The following is a 17,364-nucleotide window of genomic DNA, read 5'->3' on the forward strand; positions in this document are numbered from 1 at the left end:
GTTTGCGTGTATTTTTTTAAATAATCTATTTCTATTTTTTACTTTTATGTTTATTTTATCTTCCATTTTAATCTATAAAGAGAAATCTTACCAATAATATTTTTTTATTATAAAGATTTTTAATAACATTTACAAAGGAGAGATTTATTTTGAATCCCAAATCAAATATTAGTTTAATTAATGCATTAATTCGTATTACATGTGGGTTTACTTTTTTAGCATGGAGCACAGCAAAATTATCAAAAAAGCCCCATAATCAATCTTATTTATGGATCGCTCTACTTGCTGGAATGAAAATTGCAGAGGGCATTACCCGATATTGTCCACTTGTTGCATTATATGATAAAAAGGAGGAATTTCTTCCAAATAAACAGACGCAGCCTGCACAAAATCATAAACACGAAATCAAGGAAAAAAATGATCATGTGGAGGCAGCTTCTTCCAAAGAAGTGGCAAAAATAATGGAAGATTTTAATCCGGAGAAAATATTTTCCCCAGAGGATATGAAAAAAGATTAATAAAGTGAAACTTCAATTAGTGGGGGTTTCTGCCCCCCACCTAGATTTCTCGTTTTTTCTCATCCTCCCTTAAGTAGGATTTTCTGCCCATTAATGCCAGATAAAAAACCAGACTAATTACAAGAGTAATTAGTCTGGTTTTATTTTCATTATTACATCAGAATTTTAAAGTGTTACTTTATTGCTTTAAATCCAATATCCTGACGATAAAACACGCCATCGCTGTCTAGTTTTTCTAATTGCCCATAAACTTTTGCCTGCGCCTCTTTTAAGGTTTTGCTTTTAGCTGCTACAAGCAAAACTCGGCCGCCATCTGTCACAAATTCGCCATCAGCATTTGTATCTGTCCCAGCATGAAAGATAGAAACGTCTTCCATTTTTTCTAACCCTCTAATTACTGCTCCTTTTTCATAGTCTTCAGGATATCCTTTTGACGCAATTACAACACCAAGCATATCCTCTTCATGCCACTCAATTTCAGGCACTTCTCCATCCAGCACAGCTAATAATACACTTGTCAAATCAGACTTCATTCTAGGAAGGACAACTTGAGTTTCTGGATCTCCAAGCCTTGCATTAAATTCAATTACCTTTGGCCCTTGATCTGTTGCAATTAATCCCGCATATAACACACCTGTAAATGATCTGCCTTCTTGTACAAGTGCCTTGGCAGTTGGCTTTACAACCGTTTCAATTGCTGTTTGCACAATGCTCTGAGAGATATGCGGAACTGGAGAATATGCCCCCATTCCGCCAGTATTAGGTCCCTTGTCTCCATCAAATGCTCGTTTATGATCTTGTGCAATCTCTAGAGGAATAACTGTCTCACCATTAACAAAAGACATTAATGAAAATTCCTCACCAGCTAAAAATTCTTCCACAACAATTGTCGCAGAGGCACTGCCAAACTTCTCTTCTACTAGCATTTCTTCAATGCTTGCTAGAGCTTCTTCCAAAGTCAATGCAACCGTTACACCTTTTCCTGCGGCTAAACCGTCTGCTTTAATAACAATTGGTGCACCCTTTTTTTGAATATAAGCTTTTGCATCTTCATAATTAGAAAATGTTGCATATTCACCTGTTGGAATATTGTATTTTTTCATAATATCTTTTGCAAAGGATTTGCTGCCTTCAATTTCAGCCGCTTTTTGTCTTGGACCGAATACCTTTAAGCCAGCTTCCTCAAATTTATCTACTACCCCTAGAAGCAAGGGTACTTCTGGACCAACAATTGTTAAATCTATTTGGTTCTTTAAAGCAAAATCAACTAATTTTTCTGCTTCTGTTTCTTCAATAGCAATACGCTCGGCCACATCTGTCATCCCAACATTTCCAGGTGCCGCAAAAACCGTATCTACTTGATTGCTTTCCTTTATCTTTGTACAAATTGCATGCTCTCTGCCGCCGCGTCCAATAACAAGTACTTTCATCTATTTCCATCCTCCAGCTTATCCTTAATGTTTGAAATGTCTTACTCCAGTTAAGACCATCGCAATCCCATATTCGTTAGCTTTTTTAATAGAATCTTCATCTCTGATACTTCCGCCTGTTTGAATAATCGCTGTAATTCCAGCTTTAGCAGCAGCTTCTACTGTATCATCCATTGGGAAAAACGCATCTGAAGCAAGAACTGCTCCAACACTTTTTTCTCCAGCTTGTTCTAACGCAATTTTTGCTGCTCCAACACGGTTCATTTGTCCTGCACCAATGCCTAATGTCATATCTTTATCATTAACAACGATTGCATTTGATTTAACATGTTTTACAATTTTCCAGCCAAATTTTAAAGCTTCCCATTCCTCATCTGTTGGTTTCTTTTCTGTTGGAATAGAGATTGTTGCATCGTCTAATGTGTAGCGGTCAAAGTCTTGTGTAAGCAATCCGCCTTCAATAGAAGTAAATTTCATTTCATTTGTATTTGCAGCATCAAAAGGAATAGTCAGTAAACGCAAGTTCTTTTTCCCTTTTAAAATAGTTAATGCTTCTTCAGAGAAAGATGGAGCGATGATGATTTCCAAGAAAATTTCATGAAGTTTTTTTGCTGTCTCCGCATCCACTTCTCTATTTAATGCAATAATGCCGCCGAAGATAGAAACTGGGTCTGCTGCAAATGCTTTTGAAAATGCTGCAAAAATATCAGATCCTGTTCCTACTCCACAAGGGTTGCTATGTTTTATTGCTACTGCTGCAGGTTCTGTAAATTCTTTTACAATTTGAATAGCTGCATCAGCGTCATTAATATTATTGTAAGATAGCTCTTTCCCGTGTAATTGTTCCGCATTTGCGATGGAGAACGCTGATCCTAGTGGCCTCCGGTAAAATGCCGCTTTTTGATGAGGGTTTTCGCCATAGCGCAACGATTGTGCTAATTCATATGTTACTGTTAATTTCTCTGGCGTACTTTCTTCTGTCAATTCTGTCATATATTGTGCAATCATTGCATCATAGCTAGCTGTATGACGGAATACCTTTGCCGCAAGTCTGCGTCTTGTTTCAAATGTTACTTCATCCTTGTTTTTTAACTCTTCTATAACCGTTACGTAATCACTAGGATCAACTACTACTGTTACATACTGATGATTTTTTGCAGAAGCACGGAGCATAGTCGGTCCGCCAATATCAATATTTTCAATTGCATCTTCCACTGTTACATCTGGTTTAGCTATTGTCTGTTGAAAAGGATAAAGATTTACACAAACAATCTGAATTGGATCAATTTTATGTTCATTTAATTGCTCCTGATGACTTGGTTCGTCAAATTTTGCAAGCAAGCCGCCATGAATATATGGATTTAATGTTTTAACTCTGCCTTCTAAAATTTCAGGAAATCCTGTTACATCACTTACACCTAATACAGGAATGCCGCTGTCTTGGATAGCCTTTTTTGTACCGCCCGTTGAAATTAACTCATACCCTAATTCATGAAGTTCTTTAGCAAAATCTGTAATGCCTGTTTTGTCCGATACGCTTATTAACGCCCTTTTTTTCATGTTGTTTTTCCCCCAAAAATTAATATGTAACGCATTTTGCTAGTTCATAACACAGAATCGTTAGAGTTCCCTGTTCTTGCTAAATAATGGTTTTAATCGTTTTAGGATAAAGCACATGTTCCAATGCATGAATTTTTTCTTGCAGACTTTCTTTTGTTTCATTAGCTGCAATGCTAATTTCCTGTTGTGCAATAATAGGACCTGTATCCATTCCTTCATCTACATAATGTACGGTTACGCCTGTTTGCTGTACTTCTGCTTCTAGAGCTTGTCCAATCGCATCTTTTCCCGGAAACTGCGGAAGTAAAGAAGGATGAATATTGACTATTTTTTGCGAATATGACTCCAAAAGCGTTTTACCAATCAAACGCATATAACCAGCTAATATAATCAGCTCTACCTCATTTGCCTGCAATTCTTTTAATATAGCTTCTTCAAATTCTTGTTTGTTTACATAGTCACTCGCAGTAAAAACAAAGGAAGGAATATCATGTTTTTTTGCTCTTTCAATTACGTATGCTTCCTTTTTGTCGCAAACCAATAATCTAATATGTGCCTGTAACTCTTTCGACTCCACTGCATCAACGATTGCTTGAAAGTTCGACCCGCTGCCTGATGCAAAAATAGCAATATTCTTCATTTCATTTCCTCCGCTATTATTTAAAAGACGATATTAATTTGTCCGTCTCCTGTCACTTTGCCAATTGTATATGCCTTTTCTCCAATACTAGCAAAATGAGCTAAAGCCTCTTCTTCTACTGCTTGATCTACAGCTACAACCATTCCTGTTCCCATATTAAAGATATTATACATTTCTTTGCGCTCTAGTTTTCCAATGGATTGCATTAATTCAAAAACCGCTGGCACTTCCCAGTTGCTTTCATAAAGTTCCATCCCTAATCCATCTTTTAACATTCTTGGGATATTTTCAATGAATCCGCCACCAGTAATATGAGCTAGGCCTTTAATTTCGAATTGCTTTAGTGCAGACAATACAGATTTCACATAGATTTTCGTCGGTTTCAACAATTCTTCACCTAATGTGCATCCCAATTCATCCACATAATCAGTTAGAGACATTTTTGCTTCCTCTAAAAATAGTTTTCTAACCAATGAATAGCCATTGCTGTGAATACCGCTTGAAGCTAGTCCAATCAATACATCTCCAGGCTTGATATTCTCCCCTGTAATCAATTGGTCTTTTTCACAAGCACCAACAGCAAACCCTGCTAAATCATACTCTTCTTCACTATACATCCCAGGCATTTCAGCTGTTTCTCCGCCAACTAAGGCACTGCCAGCTTGCTCACAGCCTTCTGCAATTCCTTTAACAATTGCTTCAATTTTTGCTGGCTCTGCTTTTCCACAAGCAATATAATCAAGGAAATAAATTGGTTCTGCTCCTTGCACCACAATATCATTTACACACATTGCCACAGCATCAATTCCAATGGTATCATGTCTGTCCATCATAAATGCAAGCATCAATTTTGTTCCAACACCATCTGTTCCCGAAACCAATACAGGATTTTTCAAATTTAAAACAGATAAATCAAACATACCGCCAAATCCGCCAAGTCCGCCCATAACACCTGGTCTCATTGTTTTCTTTACATGTTTTTTCATTCTTGTTACAGCTTCATATCCTGCTTCAATATTAACTCCTGCCTGTTTATAAGCTTCAGCCATCTTAATCCTCCTATGATTAAAACAAATCCAAATTTCGTATTATTCCATTTTTTGCAGCTAAAAAAACTCTTCCTGCTAGAGTATTTTTTCAAAAGAAAAGCGACATCCCAACATGCCGCTTTTTCTTTTTTCTATAAACCATTCCACCTATTACACTTTTTCATATGGATGCAGTGTCGATGGGTAAATTTCTGTAGGGTATTTTCCTGTAAAGCATGCTAAACAATGCCCTTTTGTTTCCCCTTCATCGGTTCTGCCAATTGCATCAATCATTCCTTCAGTGCTTAAGAATATTAAAGAATCTGCTCCAATTAATTCGCGGAGCTCTTCCACAGAATATTTGGAGGCAATCAGTTCTTCTTTTGTTGATGTGTCAATTCCATAGAAACATGGATTTTTAATTGGTGGTGAACTAATTAATACATGCACTTCTGTTGCTCCCGCTTCACGAAGCATTGTAACAATTCTTTTGCTTGTAGTACCACGAACGATAGAATCATCTACCATAATAACCCGTTTTCCTTCTACTACACCGCGGACAGGAGAAAGTTTCATTTTAACTCCTTGTTCTCTTAATGATTGGGAAGGCTGGATAAATGTTCTTCCAACATAACGGTTTTTAATCAGGCCTAATTCATATGGAATGCCTGTAGCTTCTGCATAACCAATCGCTGCAGAAATGCTGGAATCCGGCACCCCTGTTACAACATCTGCCTCTATCGGCGCTTCTGATGCAAGACGTTTCCCTAAATTCTTGCGGGCTGTATGAACATTTATGCCATTAATATTGCTGTCAGGTCTGGAAAAATAGACATATTCCATGGCGCACATGGCATTATTAGATGCTACAGAAAACATTTCAGAACGGAAACCATTATCATCAATAATCAGCAGTTCTCCAGGCAAAACATCACGGATAAATTCAGCGCCTACTACATCAAATGCACATGTTTCCGATGCTACTACGTAACCATTCCCTAATTTCCCTAAAGAAAGTGGTCTCATGCCATTTGGATCTAGAGCAACCATTAACTCTGTTTCCGTCATAATTAAGAAGGCATATGCACCTTTTACCATCGTCAATGCGTTTTTCACACGCTCATTAAATGCTTGAAATCCGCCTCTTCTAATTAGATGGGCCACAACTTCTGTATCGGAACTTGTTTGAAAAATGCTTCCCTGTGCTTCCAATTGGCTTTTTAATGCTGTTGCATTCACTAAATTTCCATTATGGGCAAGTGCCATACTGCCGCTTTGGAAGTGAAAGAGCAAAGGCTGAACATTCTCATAACCGCCGCCGCCTGCTGTCGCATATCGAACATGGCCAATAGCAGCTTTTCCAGTTAATTCTTTTATTGCTTCTTGAGTAAATATCTCTGAAACCAGGCCTTCGCCTTTCATTCCTTTCAGCTGTTTTCCATCTGTTGCCACAATGCCTGTGCCTTCCTGGCCTCGATGCTGCAGGCTATGAAGACCATAATAAGTTACTTGGGCAGCATCTTCATGCCCCCAAACGCCAAATACCCCACATTCTTCATTTAAGCCTCTTATTTCAGCAAGCATGGAATTGCCCCTCTCCAGGCAGCTTCTAATAAGTCTACCTGTTCATTAATCAGAATATCTTCCCCTTGGCTAATGGTAAGTGTGGCTGTATTCGTCACTTCTCCAATTAATTGTGCAGAAACTAATTGTTCAAACTTAGCTTTATTTTCTGGTTTAACAGAAAGTAAAAATCTTGATTGTGTCTCACTGAATAATGCTGCTGCTGGTGTGCCATCCACTTGAATATCGGCACCCAATCCTTTGGAGCCAAATAAACTTTCAGCAGCTGCAACCGCAAATCCGCCTTCTGCCAAATCATGTGCTGATTCTACTACACCTGCACGAATTGCTTCTAATACCATAGATTGACATGCTTTTTCTTTTTCTAAATCCAATACAGGAGCTTTTCCGGAAATAGAACCTTCTACCATCTTCTGCAGCTCGCTTCCACCAAACTCTTCCTTCGTTTCGCCAAGAAGATAAATAAGGTCTCCTGCATTTTTGAATGCTTGTGTAGTAATATGGTCTATATCTTTTATTAAGCCAACCATGCCAATTACTGGTGTTGGATAAATAGCCGTTCCATTTGTTTCATTATATAAAGACACATTCCCGCCGATGACTGGGGCATTTAAGGCAAGGCACGCTTCACTGATTCCATCAGCCGCCTTTTCAATCTGCCAGAAGATTTCTGGTTTTTCTGGATTTCCAAAGTTTAAGTTATCTGTAATCGCCAATGGCTCCCCACCGGAACATACGATATTTCTTGCTGCTTCTGCAACCGCAATTTTACCGCCTGTTTCAGGATCAAGATATAGGTAACGAGCATTACAATCTGTTGTCATCGCTAATGCCTTTTTAGTGCCACGAATACGAACAACCGCTGCATCAGAGCCCGGGGCTACTACCGTATTTGTACGAACCATATAATCATACTGATCATAAACCCATTCTTTGCTTGAAATAGTTGGCTGCTTTAATAAATCAGCTAATGTTTCCCCATAATTTTCAATAGCAGGAACACTACTTTCCATTGCTTGGAACTCACGGAAATACTGTGGTTCTTTTGATGGCTTATGATAAACTGGAGCATCTTCTGCTAATGCATCAGCAGGAACATTTGCCACTACTTCTCCTTTATGAAGAAGACGAAGCATTTTATCGTCTGTTACTACTCCAATTGATACTGCTTCTAAATCATATTTATAGAAAAGGTCTTTTATTTCTTGTTCTCTTCCTTTTTTCACAACAATCAGCATGCGTTCTTGTGATTCAGAAAGCATCATTTCATATGCCGTCATTCCTGTTTCACGCTGTGGCACTAAATCTAAATTCATTTCAATTCCTGAACCAGCTTTACTTGCCATTTCTGCACTTGAACTTGCAAGACCTGCAGCTCCCATATCCTGAATTCCTACTAATGCATCTGACTGAATTAATTCTAAACATGCTTCTAACAGCAGCTTTTCCATAAATGGATCTCCAACTTGAACTGCTGGACGTTTTTCATCGGAATTCTCTGTTAGCTCTTCCGAAGCAAATGTTGCACCATGGATGCCATCTCGGCCAGTTTTGGCACCAACATACATTACTGTATTGCCGACACCGTGTGCTTGCCCTTTTTTAATGTCTTCATGATTAATTAATCCTACACACATAGCATTAACAAGTGGATTGCCAGCATAAGAACTGTCAAATGCTATTTCTCCGCCAACCGTTGGAATTCCAATACAATTTCCATATCCTGCAATCCCTGCAACCACTTCTTTAAATAAATATTTTGTGCGTTCATTGTCTAATTCGCCAAAACGCAAAGAGTTGAGAATAGCAATTGGTCTTGCGCCCATAGAGAATACATCACGGATAATTCCGCCTACCCCAGTTGCAGCCCCTTGATATGGTTCAATTGCTGATGGATGGTTGTGGCTTTCAATTTTAAAGGCTACCGCTTGGCCATCGCCAATATCAACAATTCCCGCACCTTCTCCAGGACCTTGTAATACTTGTGGACCTGTCGTTGGGAATTTTTTTAGAACAGGCTTTGAATTTTTATAGCTGCAATGTTCTGACCACATAACAGAAAACAAACCAGTCTCTGTATAATTAGGAAGTCGGCCTAGAATTTTCTCTACCATCGCAAATTCTTCGTCCGTTACACCCATCTGTTTGTAAATTTCTTCTGTTTTAATTTGTTCTGGACTTGGCTCAAGCATTAACGACATTTGCTTCCCTCCACTGTTTAACGATTGATTGGAATATTTTCAGACCATCTGCTCCACCTAACAGCTCATCGACCGCTCTTTCAGGGTGTGGCATCATTCCGAGGACATTTCCCTTTTCATTTATAATTCCTGCAATATTTTCTAAGCTTCCATTTGGATTTTCACCATTATAAGTAAAAATAATTTGATTATTTTCTTTTAATTTGACAAGTGTTTCCTCATCGCAATAGTAGTTTCCTTCACCATGCGCAATTGGAACTGTGATCACTTCTTCTTCCTCATATACGGAAGAAAACATCGATTGGTTATTTGTTACCTTTAATTCCACAGGACGGCAAATAAATTTTAAACGATCATTTCTTCTCATCGCACCTGGCAGAAGTCCTGCCTCCAGCAAAATCTGAAATCCATTGCATACACCTAGTACTGGTTTTCCTGCTTCTGCTGCTTTCACAACTTCTTTCATCACATTACTGAATCTGGCAATTGCACCCGTACGCAAATAATCTCCATATGAGAATCCGCCTGGCAGCAGAATTCCGTCAAATCCTTCCAAGCTTTCAGCATCATGCCAAACGTATTCTACTTCTTCCCCTAACTCATCCTTAATTGCATGAAACATGTCGACATCACAATTGGATCCCGGAAATACGATTACTGCGAATTTCACAGTGCAACAACCTCCTCAATCTCATAGCTATAGTCCTCAATTACTGTATTCGCCAATAATTTTTCGCACATTTCTTTTACAACTTCATCAATATTTTTTTCTGACTTTTCAATTGTCAGTTCCAAGTATTTTCCGATGCGTACATCACTCACTTCTTTATAGTCCAACGAATGCAAAGAACCTTTCACAGCATTTCCTTGTGGATCTAATACGCTCTCTCTTAATGTAATGTATACTTTAACTTTAAACATGTTGTTGTCCCCCTAATCTAGTTAAAATGTTCTCATATGCCTCTGTTAAGTTTCCTAAATCTCTGCGAAAAACATCTTTATCCAGTTTTTCATTTGTATTTTTATCCCAAAGTCGACAAGTATCAGGCGAGATTTCATCTGCAAGGAGAACTTCACCATTTTGATCTTTTCCAAACTCTAATTTAAAATCTATTAATTGAATGCCTAATTTTGAGAAAAAGCTGCTAAGTACTTTGTTTACTTCCAATGCTCTCTTTTTCAGCAGCACAACTTCTTCTGATTCAGCAAGTTTTAGCTCTTCGATATGGGCTTCGATAATTAGCGGATCGCCTAATGCATCATCTTTATAATAAAATTCAACAATTGGCTTCGATAAAGGAAGTCCCTCTTTTATTCCTAATCTTTTTGAAAAACTGCCTGCTGCAACATTCCTAACTACTACCTCTAATGGAATAATGCTTACTTTTTTTACCAACTGTTCTGTTTCGGAAATTCTCTCCACAAAATGCGATTGAATTCCTAATTCTTGTAGCTTTAAAAATAATAAACTAGTAATCTCATTATTTAAGCGGCCTTTTCCAGTTATATCCGCTTTTTTTTCGCCATTAAAGGCTGTTGCAGAGTCCTTATATTCCAACCAAACGATATTATCATCATTGGTTCCATATACTCTTTTTGCTTTTCCTTCATACAATAAAGCTCTCTTTTCCATTTGAAGAGTCTCCTTATCAAAAAAATTAGGGATAAAACGAAAATCTATAAAACTTAATTTTAGCATGATTCGAAATTTTCAAACCGCCAGACTCCCTCATCAAGGAAAGAGTCCAGCATTATTTGTTTCCTATAGACCAAGACGAGTGAAGATTGTATCAACATGCTTAATATGAAAATGGTAATCGAAACAGTCATCAATTTCTTCTTTTGTTAGCTTAGAAGAAATCACTTCATCAGCATCCACCAGTTGACGGAAAGGCACTTGCTTTTCCCATGATTCCATTGCTCTAGGCTGTACTGTGTCATATGCTTCTTCTCTTGTTAAGCCTTTGTCAATTAGTGCAAGCAATACACGTTGCGAATAAATTAAGCCTAAAGTGCGATCCATATTTCGTTTCATATTTTCTGGATATACAGTTAAATTCTTTACGATATTGCTAAAGCGGTTCAACATGTAATTTAGCGCAATTGTTGCATCTGGAATAATAATGCGCTCTGCGGAAGAATGAGAAATATCTCTTTCATGCCATAATGGAACATTTTCATATGCAGTTAGCATATATCCACGGATTACTCTTGCAAGACCAGCCATGTTCTCTGATCCGATTGGATTGCGTTTATGCGGCATTGCAGAAGAACCTTTTTGGCCTTTTGCAAAAAATTCTTCTACTTCTCTTGTTTCACTTTTTTGCAGTCCACGAATCTCTACAGCAAATTTTTCAATAGAAGTAGCAATTAATGCAAGTGTTGACATATAATCAGCATGGCGATCACGCTGCAATGTTTGGGTTGAAATTGGCGCTGGTTTTAACCCTAATTGTTCACATACATATTGTTCAACAAATGGATCAATATTTGCATACGTTCCTACTGCACCTGAAATTTTGCCGTATTCGATGCCAGCAGCAGCAGCTTTAAATCTTTCCAAATTGCGCTTCATTTCTTCATGCCATAAAGCTAACTTCAGGCCAAACGTAGTTGGTTCTGCATGTACACCATGTGTACGCCCCATCATTACAGTATATTTATGCTCTTGCGCTTTATTTTTTAATACTTCAATGAAGTTTTCGATATCTTTTAAAATAATTTCATTCGCCTGTCTAATCAAATAAGAAAGTGCTGTATCTACAACATCTGTAGAAGTTAATCCATAGTGCACCCATTTTCTTTCTTCACCAAGCGTTTCTGAAACTGCTCTTGTAAAAGCAACTACATCATGTCTTGTATCTTGCTCAATTTCTTGGATTCTGTTGATATCAAAAGAAGCATTTTCACGAATTTTTTTTACATCTTCTTCTGGGATGTCACCTAGTTTTACCCATGCTTCACAAGCAAGTATTTCTACTTCCAGCCATGCTTGAAAACGATTTTCTTCTGTCCAAATTTTGCCCATTTCTGGTCTTGTGTAACGATCGATCATCTCTTATCCTCCGATTTTTTCTGTCTGTAAATTCCATATGTTAGTATTTTCGATTTCATCTAAAGCAATTTCAACAGATGACCGAAGCAATGTAGCATGCCCCATTTTTCTTTTTTCCTTTGGATCTTCTTTTCCATATAAGTGGATTTTCCAATCTTGAAGGTCTCCTATTTTGTCGATAATCTGCTCTTGATGTTCCCCTAAAATATTAACCATTACAGCAGGTCTTAGTAGTCTAGTACTAGCAAGTGGCCAATTGCAGATAGCCCGGATATGCTGTTCAAATTGAGAGGTTTCACAAGCCTCAATTGTATAATGCCCTGAGTTATGTGGTCTTGGAGCCAATTCATTAATATAAATTTCATCATTTGCTGCTAAGAACATTTCAACAGCCAATGTACCTGTTAAATTTAGAAATTCTGCTAATTTATTCGCTTTTTCAATCGCTAATTCTTTTGCATATTCAGTTATTCTTGCAGGAACAATAGACTCATGTAAAATATTATTGATATGGATATTCTCACTTACAGGAAAAACAGTATTTTCGCCTTTTTGGCTTCTTGTAACGATAACGGATATTTCCTTCTCAAATGGAATCCAGCTCTCTAATACACAACATCCATTATCCAGCAGCAATTCCGCCTCTTCAATTTGACTGCTTTCCTTTATAACATACTGGCCTTTTCCATCATAACCTCCCCGAGCTGTTTTTAAAACAGCTGGATAGCCTAATTCGGATAAACCTTCTCTAATATCGATAGGTTCTTCAATTATTTTGTATGGTGCGACTTTAATGCCAGCTTGCTCTATAGCCTGTTTTTCCTTGATGCGATCTTGTGTAATTTCCAATAATTCTGATCCTTGAGGCACATTTGCATTTTTTTTCAGCCAATCTAGTGCAGCAGCATCGATGTTTTCAAATTCGTACGTAATAACATCACTTACCTTGGACAGTTCCTGTATTGCAGTAATGCTATCATATGCATCGACTATTTTATAATCGGCTACTTGCCCACAAGGAGAATCTTCGATCGGATCTAAAACTGCAATTCGAAAGCCTTGTGCCTTTGCCGCCAGCGCCATCATTCTTCCTAATTGCCCACCGCCAATAATACCAATTGTCTGGCCTGGCAGAATCATTGAATTAGACAAGTTCATCACTACTTTCTATAACCTCATTTTTCGTTTTTTCTCTTAATTGATTAATTCTTTCTGCCAATGCAAGGTCTGTTGCGCCAATCATTTGTGCTGCCAGCAGTCCCGCATTTACTGCGCCCGCTTTGCCGATTGCCACCGTTGCGACTGGTACTCCTCCTGGCATTTGAACAATCGATAATAGAGAATCCAGACCATTCAGCGCTCTTGACTGAACAGGCACGCCAATAACCGGCAATGTTGTTTTCGCTGCAACCATACCTGGCAGATGCGCCGCTCCTCCCGCTCCTGCAATAATCGCTTTAATGCCTCTATCTCTTGCTTCTTCTGCATATTTAAACATTAAATCAGGAGTTCGATGTGCTGAAACCACTTTTTTCTCATAGTTCACTTCAAGCTGATCTAGAATATCACATGCATGTTTCATTGTTTCCCAATCTGATTTACTTCCCATGATAACGCCAATTTGAGCAGTCATCTTTTCCCTCCCGATGAATAAATTACGTATAAAAAGCCCTAGACAGCTGCTTCTACTTATGAGAGAAAGTATCTGTCTAGGGCTAATAGAAAGAAAATAAAACAAGCTATTTTCTTTTGCCGGCATCATTCACTTTCCCTCATAGTCCTGCAATTTACGGTTGCTGGGTAGAAACTTATGGGCCATATTCCCAATATTATATGAGGGCTATTAAATTTTTAAATTTGTTTTTTGTTTGTTTAACACTATATCATATTAACAAGCAATTTCATAAATTGTCAACAAAAAAATCGAACAATTAAACTTTCTTTACATTTAATGTTCGTGATTTACTGATTAATCTTTACCGCTTCAAAAATAATTTTGCTTGAAATAGGCTCATATGTTTTTGATCCGCTTTTTATTACTTCTTTAAATATAGGCTTTTCTACTCTTTTAATGGGTGTATATCCATCTTTTTTTATACGATCTAAACATTCTATCACTGTTTCCTTTTCTTGCACTTCAAACTTCATTTTTTGGACCATGAAATAATTTTCCTTTCTTAACGCTTTTTACCCAAAAGCCCCCGTATATAGTTTTTGGTTCGTATGCAATAATAAATGCTTTTGGGTCGATCTTTTTTATTGTTTCATATAAACGGAGTTCGTATTTTCTGGGAGTGAGAATTTGCAGCGCCATTCGATCTCCTTCCAAGCCGTGTGCAGCCCAATTTGTCACTCCATATCCTTGTTCTCTTAACGCTTTAGGCAAATCATGATCATAAGCATTTGTAATAACATTTGCTGTTATATAGCCCAATGCTAATTTTTCTTCTATTTTCATACCTGCAATTACTCCAATTGCATACCCTACCGCATAGGCTATTAAGTTTTGTATTTGATCTAGGTTATCTAATACTAGCCCCAATCCTATTACATAAATCACCACTTCTACAGCACTTAAGGCTGCCGCTAAATATCTTTGTCCCTTTAAAGTTAAAATCATTCTAATTGTGAAAAAAGATACGTAAACAATATTGATAAGCAGTATAATTATAACCATTGTAACACTATTTGCTAACAATTAATTCACTTCCATTTCCTCTTTAATATTCGCTATTTTAAATAGTATGTAAAAAGGGCCAGCAGTCATTACTTTTATAATTGCCTATTGATAAGGAAGTAAACTTGTATAAAGGATATTAATTGCTAAAGTTTGAAATTATATTCGCCACACTGATGAATCATGCTTTAATTTATTGAGAATGTTTTTGTATAAGCAAATACGCCTTATTCTCGACAAACATGTAATCGGACTATATATATCATGCTGTTTGTTCTGTCAAAATCCTCCCTTGTAAGATATACAATTATAATTCATTTCGATACTCAATTGTGATACTTTCTTGGTTGCCATTTCATCATAATAAACTGCAAAACCACCATTATCGTATGCTTCCTCCGCATGCTTTATTAAATTACCACGAAATAATGGTGAATTTTCTATTTCTTATCTTTAGATTTCCTAACCGCCGTTTCTTTTTCTTTATTTCATCTTAAACTTTTGATTATTCATTGAAATATTTCCTTTAATGAGCTTCTTCCTTTGAACGAATTCCGCAGCTCCCAAATTTAAAATTATCGATAGGTAAACCGCTGTCGGAAAACTAATATGGGCATCGAAAATACAAGAAAGAGGAATAGCTACTATACGAAATGTCACAAACACCCACGTAATTGCAAAACTGCGAATAATCCAAGTCTTATGTTCATTAATTTGTTTTCTTACTGCAAAAATAACTCCTAAGATAGTAGTAGCAAACCAAAAAATATCGAGTATTAAAAATGCATACATGCTTGCTTTTCCACCAGTAGCAAAAAAACTTAAATACGGAGTACACAATGCATTAATAAAAATACTAATTGCATATACTCTCCCTAAATATCTATGCAGCTTCAAATTTTTTCTGCTGTAACTCATTAGCTGAAAGGGGCCTATAAATAAGGCAATTGCCCCAAGAACTAAATGGGGATAAAAAAATAGTTTCCATATATACAAAGAAAAAGAATTCTGTTGTAGTTTTCCTATTACAATAGGTGCTTGCTCTACTCCGCTCCATAAAAACATAAAGAAAATGTAGATACAGAATAAAATAATAATGCTGTATAAAATGATCATTATCCGAAATTCATTATTACTTCCTGTATTGTTCTTTATCATTTTTATTCCTCCTGTCATATGAATAGTTATTCACAACTTACATACCGACCGTTGGTTTTTAATAGTTAGAAATTTACCCTCTCCATAATAAACCTAGGAAAGGGCCTTCATAATCAATTTAGTTATATCCTTCAAATCCAACTGTTTCGTTTCCTTTGGAGAGATTATTTGTTTTACTCTAAGACCATACGAAAAAGTCATGAGTAAATCTGTAAATTTTCCAGCGTCTAACTCTGTAGGAATAACGCCATTTTCTTGACCAGATTTTATCCACTTTTCCCCTACATTCCTACTTAAAGCATAAATATTTTCTAAAATAGCCTTAACCTTTACATCATTTTGACTTAATAAATAAACAAAAATTAGATTGCCTGCATCTCCTGATTTCTGATTTTCATAAAAAAACTGCGAAACCAAATCGAATGGTCCATTTGTATCTTTTGATTCTACTGCTAGCTTTATCTGATCATTAAATGATTCATTAATTTTTTCAATCTTTGACTGTAATATTAATCCATATAACTCATTTTTACTGCTGACGTAATGATATATAGCACCTTTTGAAAGACCGGAACTATCTATAATGTCTTTAAGTGTTGTACTGCTACACCCTTTTTTCAATATTAATGATTCTGTTATTTTTAATATATGCTGAAAACTGGTATTTTCATATAATTTATTATTGTTCATATTTTTCCATCCTTTATAAAATCATTGCTAACTAATTTTTTATTTGCTCCAGCTTATTTTTAGCATACCTCCTATAAAATATAGTCCAAATAATGGTTCCACCAATAATAAAATAAAGGAGCAGCTGGGAGACAATCAAAAATGAACTAATGCTCAATCTTGTTAAAAAAAACAATCTTACAACTGCTTCTCCGACTAAAGAAACTCCCCATACTGCCGTAATTAATCGAAATACAAATCGGCCATACGGAATTTCCCAATTTTGCTCAAAAACTTTTTTAGACTTCTCTTTTTCATTTAATGTAAATCTGAGGGCTATATAATAAATAATTGGTTTAGATAGAAATAATGACCCAATAAAAATTAATCCCATTATTCCTGTGACGAAGCTTTCCCTCATTAGTATGATGTTTTCATCTCCTCCTAATAAAAGTGCAATCAAGCTTAATATGAACCCTGCTAACATCAATAATCCAAAGGCATCCACTTTTTTATCTTTTGTAATATGATACAAATTATCGAACAAAGGAATGGATGTTGCAATTAATAAAGAAAGAAAACTTGAATATTTATACAACATCAGATGGTATACAAGTAAGGGAGCCAGTAAATTTACTATAATAGTTGTAACGATATACCGTATTACTTTTCTTTTTGTATCAATTATCATTTGCATCCCTCCATATGATTTATTATTATTTATAATATAACAAACCGACCGACGGTTTGTAAAGGGTTTTGAAAACTACTTATCTTAACCTAATATATTTCTTTATATAATAAAAAAAGAGCTAAAATATATTCATTTTAGCTCTTTTGCTTT

The 17,364-nt window shown here is 36.5% G+C and carries 18 protein-coding genes and 1 riboswitch; of the genes, 1 reads left to right on the forward strand and 17 read right to left on the reverse strand.

All coding sequences use genetic code 11. The annotated features are described in order from the left end of the window. Positions 1-149: 149 nt before the first annotated feature. Positions 150-518 (forward strand): YgaP family membrane protein, encoded by a 369-nt coding sequence (locus NCCP28_RS19245; RefSeq protein ID WP_248562842.1) that lies wholly within the window; start codon positions 150-152, stop codon positions 516-518. 173 nt (positions 519-691) lie between these two features. On the opposite strand, the gene purD is transcribed toward NCCP28_RS19245, so the two are convergent. The 17 genes from purD to NCCP28_RS19330 form a co-directional block, all read right to left on the reverse strand. Beyond that, complete coding sequence (gene purD, locus NCCP28_RS19250) at positions 692-1,948, reverse strand: phosphoribosylamine--glycine ligase (protein ID WP_248562843.1); 1,257 nt, start codon at positions 1,946-1,948, stop codon at positions 692-694. Positions 1,949-1,972: 24 nt separating this feature from the next. Continuing rightward, positions 1,973-3,508, reverse strand: coding sequence for a bifunctional phosphoribosylaminoimidazolecarboxamide formyltransferase/IMP cyclohydrolase (purH, locus tag NCCP28_RS19255; RefSeq protein WP_248562844.1), 1,536 nt, complete (start codon positions 3,506-3,508; stop codon positions 1,973-1,975). 79 nt (positions 3,509-3,587) lie between these two features. Beyond that, entirely contained in the window at positions 3,588-4,148 is a 561-nt protein-coding gene (gene purN, locus NCCP28_RS19260; protein WP_248562845.1) for a phosphoribosylglycinamide formyltransferase, read from the reverse strand. A 20-nt stretch (positions 4,149-4,168) separates the two neighbouring features. Beyond that, positions 4,169-5,197, reverse strand: coding sequence for a phosphoribosylformylglycinamidine cyclo-ligase (gene purM, locus NCCP28_RS19265; RefSeq protein WP_248562846.1), 1,029 nt, complete (start codon positions 5,195-5,197; stop codon positions 4,169-4,171). 150 nt (positions 5,198-5,347) lie between these two features. Further along, complete coding sequence (gene purF / locus NCCP28_RS19270) at positions 5,348-6,760, reverse strand: amidophosphoribosyltransferase (RefSeq protein WP_248562847.1); 1,413 nt, start codon at positions 6,758-6,760, stop codon at positions 5,348-5,350. Then, positions 6,745-8,961, reverse strand: a complete 2,217-nt coding sequence (purL, locus tag NCCP28_RS19275) for a phosphoribosylformylglycinamidine synthase subunit PurL (protein ID WP_248562848.1) — start codon at positions 8,959-8,961, stop codon at positions 6,745-6,747. The genes purF and purL overlap by 16 nt, the downstream gene beginning before the upstream one ends. After that, positions 8,945-9,631 (reverse strand): phosphoribosylformylglycinamidine synthase subunit PurQ, encoded by a 687-nt coding sequence (gene purQ / locus NCCP28_RS19280; protein ID WP_248562849.1) that lies wholly within the window; start codon positions 9,629-9,631, stop codon positions 8,945-8,947. The genes purL and purQ overlap by 17 nt, the downstream gene beginning before the upstream one ends. Beyond that, complete coding sequence (gene purS / locus NCCP28_RS19285) at positions 9,628-9,882, reverse strand: phosphoribosylformylglycinamidine synthase subunit PurS (protein ID WP_248562850.1); 255 nt, start codon at positions 9,880-9,882, stop codon at positions 9,628-9,630. Before purS ends, purQ begins: the two co-directional genes overlap by 4 nt. Further along, positions 9,875-10,594, reverse strand: coding sequence for a phosphoribosylaminoimidazolesuccinocarboxamide synthase (purC, locus tag NCCP28_RS19290; RefSeq protein WP_248562851.1), 720 nt, complete (start codon positions 10,592-10,594; stop codon positions 9,875-9,877). Before purC ends, purS begins: the two co-directional genes overlap by 8 nt. A gap of 129 nt (positions 10,595-10,723) precedes the next feature. Further along, positions 10,724-12,016, reverse strand: a complete 1,293-nt coding sequence (gene purB / locus NCCP28_RS19295; RefSeq protein ID WP_248562852.1) for an adenylosuccinate lyase — start codon at positions 12,014-12,016, stop codon at positions 10,724-10,726. Positions 12,017-12,019: 3 nt separating this feature from the next. Then, positions 12,020-13,174, reverse strand: a complete 1,155-nt coding sequence (gene purK / locus NCCP28_RS19300; RefSeq protein WP_248562871.1) for a 5-(carboxyamino)imidazole ribonucleotide synthase — start codon at positions 13,172-13,174, stop codon at positions 12,020-12,022. Then, positions 13,161-13,649: a 5-(carboxyamino)imidazole ribonucleotide mutase gene (purE, locus tag NCCP28_RS19305; protein WP_248562853.1), complete on the reverse strand. Its 489-nt coding sequence runs from the start codon at positions 13,647-13,649 to the stop codon at positions 13,161-13,163. The genes purK and purE overlap by 14 nt, the downstream gene beginning before the upstream one ends. Before the next feature lie 122 nt (positions 13,650-13,771). Beyond that, a riboswitch (purine riboswitch) is annotated at positions 13,772-13,873 on the reverse strand. A gap of 105 nt (positions 13,874-13,978) precedes the next feature. Next, complete coding sequence (locus tag NCCP28_RS19310; RefSeq protein ID WP_248562854.1) at positions 13,979-14,176, reverse strand: NETI motif-containing protein; 198 nt, start codon at positions 14,174-14,176, stop codon at positions 13,979-13,981. Further along, complete coding sequence (locus NCCP28_RS19315) at positions 14,154-14,714, reverse strand: DUF2179 domain-containing protein (protein WP_248562855.1); 561 nt, start codon at positions 14,712-14,714, stop codon at positions 14,154-14,156. The genes NCCP28_RS19310 and NCCP28_RS19315 overlap by 23 nt, the downstream gene beginning before the upstream one ends. Before the next feature lie 462 nt (positions 14,715-15,176). Continuing rightward, complete coding sequence (locus NCCP28_RS19320; protein ID WP_248562856.1) at positions 15,177-15,851, reverse strand: DUF2306 domain-containing protein; 675 nt, start codon at positions 15,849-15,851, stop codon at positions 15,177-15,179. A 93-nt stretch (positions 15,852-15,944) separates the two neighbouring features. Beyond that, positions 15,945-16,541, reverse strand: coding sequence for a TetR/AcrR family transcriptional regulator (locus tag NCCP28_RS19325; protein WP_248562857.1), 597 nt, complete (start codon positions 16,539-16,541; stop codon positions 15,945-15,947). Positions 16,542-16,572: 31 nt separating this feature from the next. Then, a complete protein-coding gene (locus NCCP28_RS19330; RefSeq protein WP_248562858.1) occupies positions 16,573-17,211 on the reverse strand; it encodes a VC0807 family protein in 639 nt (212 codons plus the stop codon). Positions 17,212-17,364: the final 153 nt, after the last annotated feature.

This window comes from Niallia sp. NCCP-28 (assembly GCF_023168165.1).
Classification (GTDB): Bacteria; Bacillota; Bacilli; order Bacillales; family Cytobacillaceae; genus Niallia.

Coding starts and splice junctions, on each gene's coding strand:
- purD (WP_248562843.1), bottom strand. CDS start 1,948: ATGAAAGTACTTGTTATTGGACGCGGCGGCAGAGAGCATGCAATTTGT.
- purH (WP_248562844.1), bottom strand. CDS start 3,508: ATGAAAAAAAGGGCGTTAATAAGCGTATCGGACAAAACAGGCATTACA.
- purN (WP_248562845.1), bottom strand. CDS start 4,148: ATGAAGAATATTGCTATTTTTGCATCAGGCAGCGGGTCGAACTTTCAA.
- purM (WP_248562846.1), bottom strand. CDS start 5,197: ATGGCTGAAGCTTATAAACAGGCAGGAGTTAATATTGAAGCAGGATAT.
- purF (WP_248562847.1), bottom strand. CDS start 6,760: ATGCTTGCTGAAATAAGAGGCTTAAATGAAGAATGTGGGGTATTTGGC.
- purL (WP_248562848.1), bottom strand. CDS start 8,961: ATGTCGTTAATGCTTGAGCCAAGTCCAGAACAAATTAAAACAGAAGAA.
- purS (WP_248562850.1), bottom strand. CDS start 9,882: ATGTTTAAAGTTAAAGTATACATTACATTAAGAGAGAGCGTATTAGAT.
- purC (WP_248562851.1), bottom strand. CDS start 10,594: ATGGAAAAGAGAGCTTTATTGTATGAAGGAAAAGCAAAAAGAGTATAT.
- purB (WP_248562852.1), bottom strand. CDS start 12,016: ATGATCGATCGTTACACAAGACCAGAAATGGGCAAAATTTGGACAGAA.
- purK (WP_248562871.1), bottom strand. CDS start 13,174: ATGAACTTGTCTAATTCAATGATTCTGCCAGGCCAGACAATTGGTATT.
- purE (WP_248562853.1), bottom strand. CDS start 13,649: ATGACTGCTCAAATTGGCGTTATCATGGGAAGTAAATCAGATTGGGAA.
- NCCP28_RS19310 (WP_248562854.1), bottom strand. CDS start 14,176: ATGGTCCAAAAAATGAAGTTTGAAGTGCAAGAAAAGGAAACAGTGATA.
- NCCP28_RS19320 (WP_248562856.1), bottom strand. CDS start 15,851: ATGATAAAGAACAATACAGGAAGTAATAATGAATTTCGGATAATGATC.
- NCCP28_RS19325 (WP_248562857.1), bottom strand. CDS start 16,541: ATGAACAATAATAAATTATATGAAAATACCAGTTTTCAGCATATATTA.
- NCCP28_RS19330 (WP_248562858.1), bottom strand. CDS start 17,211: ATGATAATTGATACAAAAAGAAAAGTAATACGGTATATCGTTACAACT.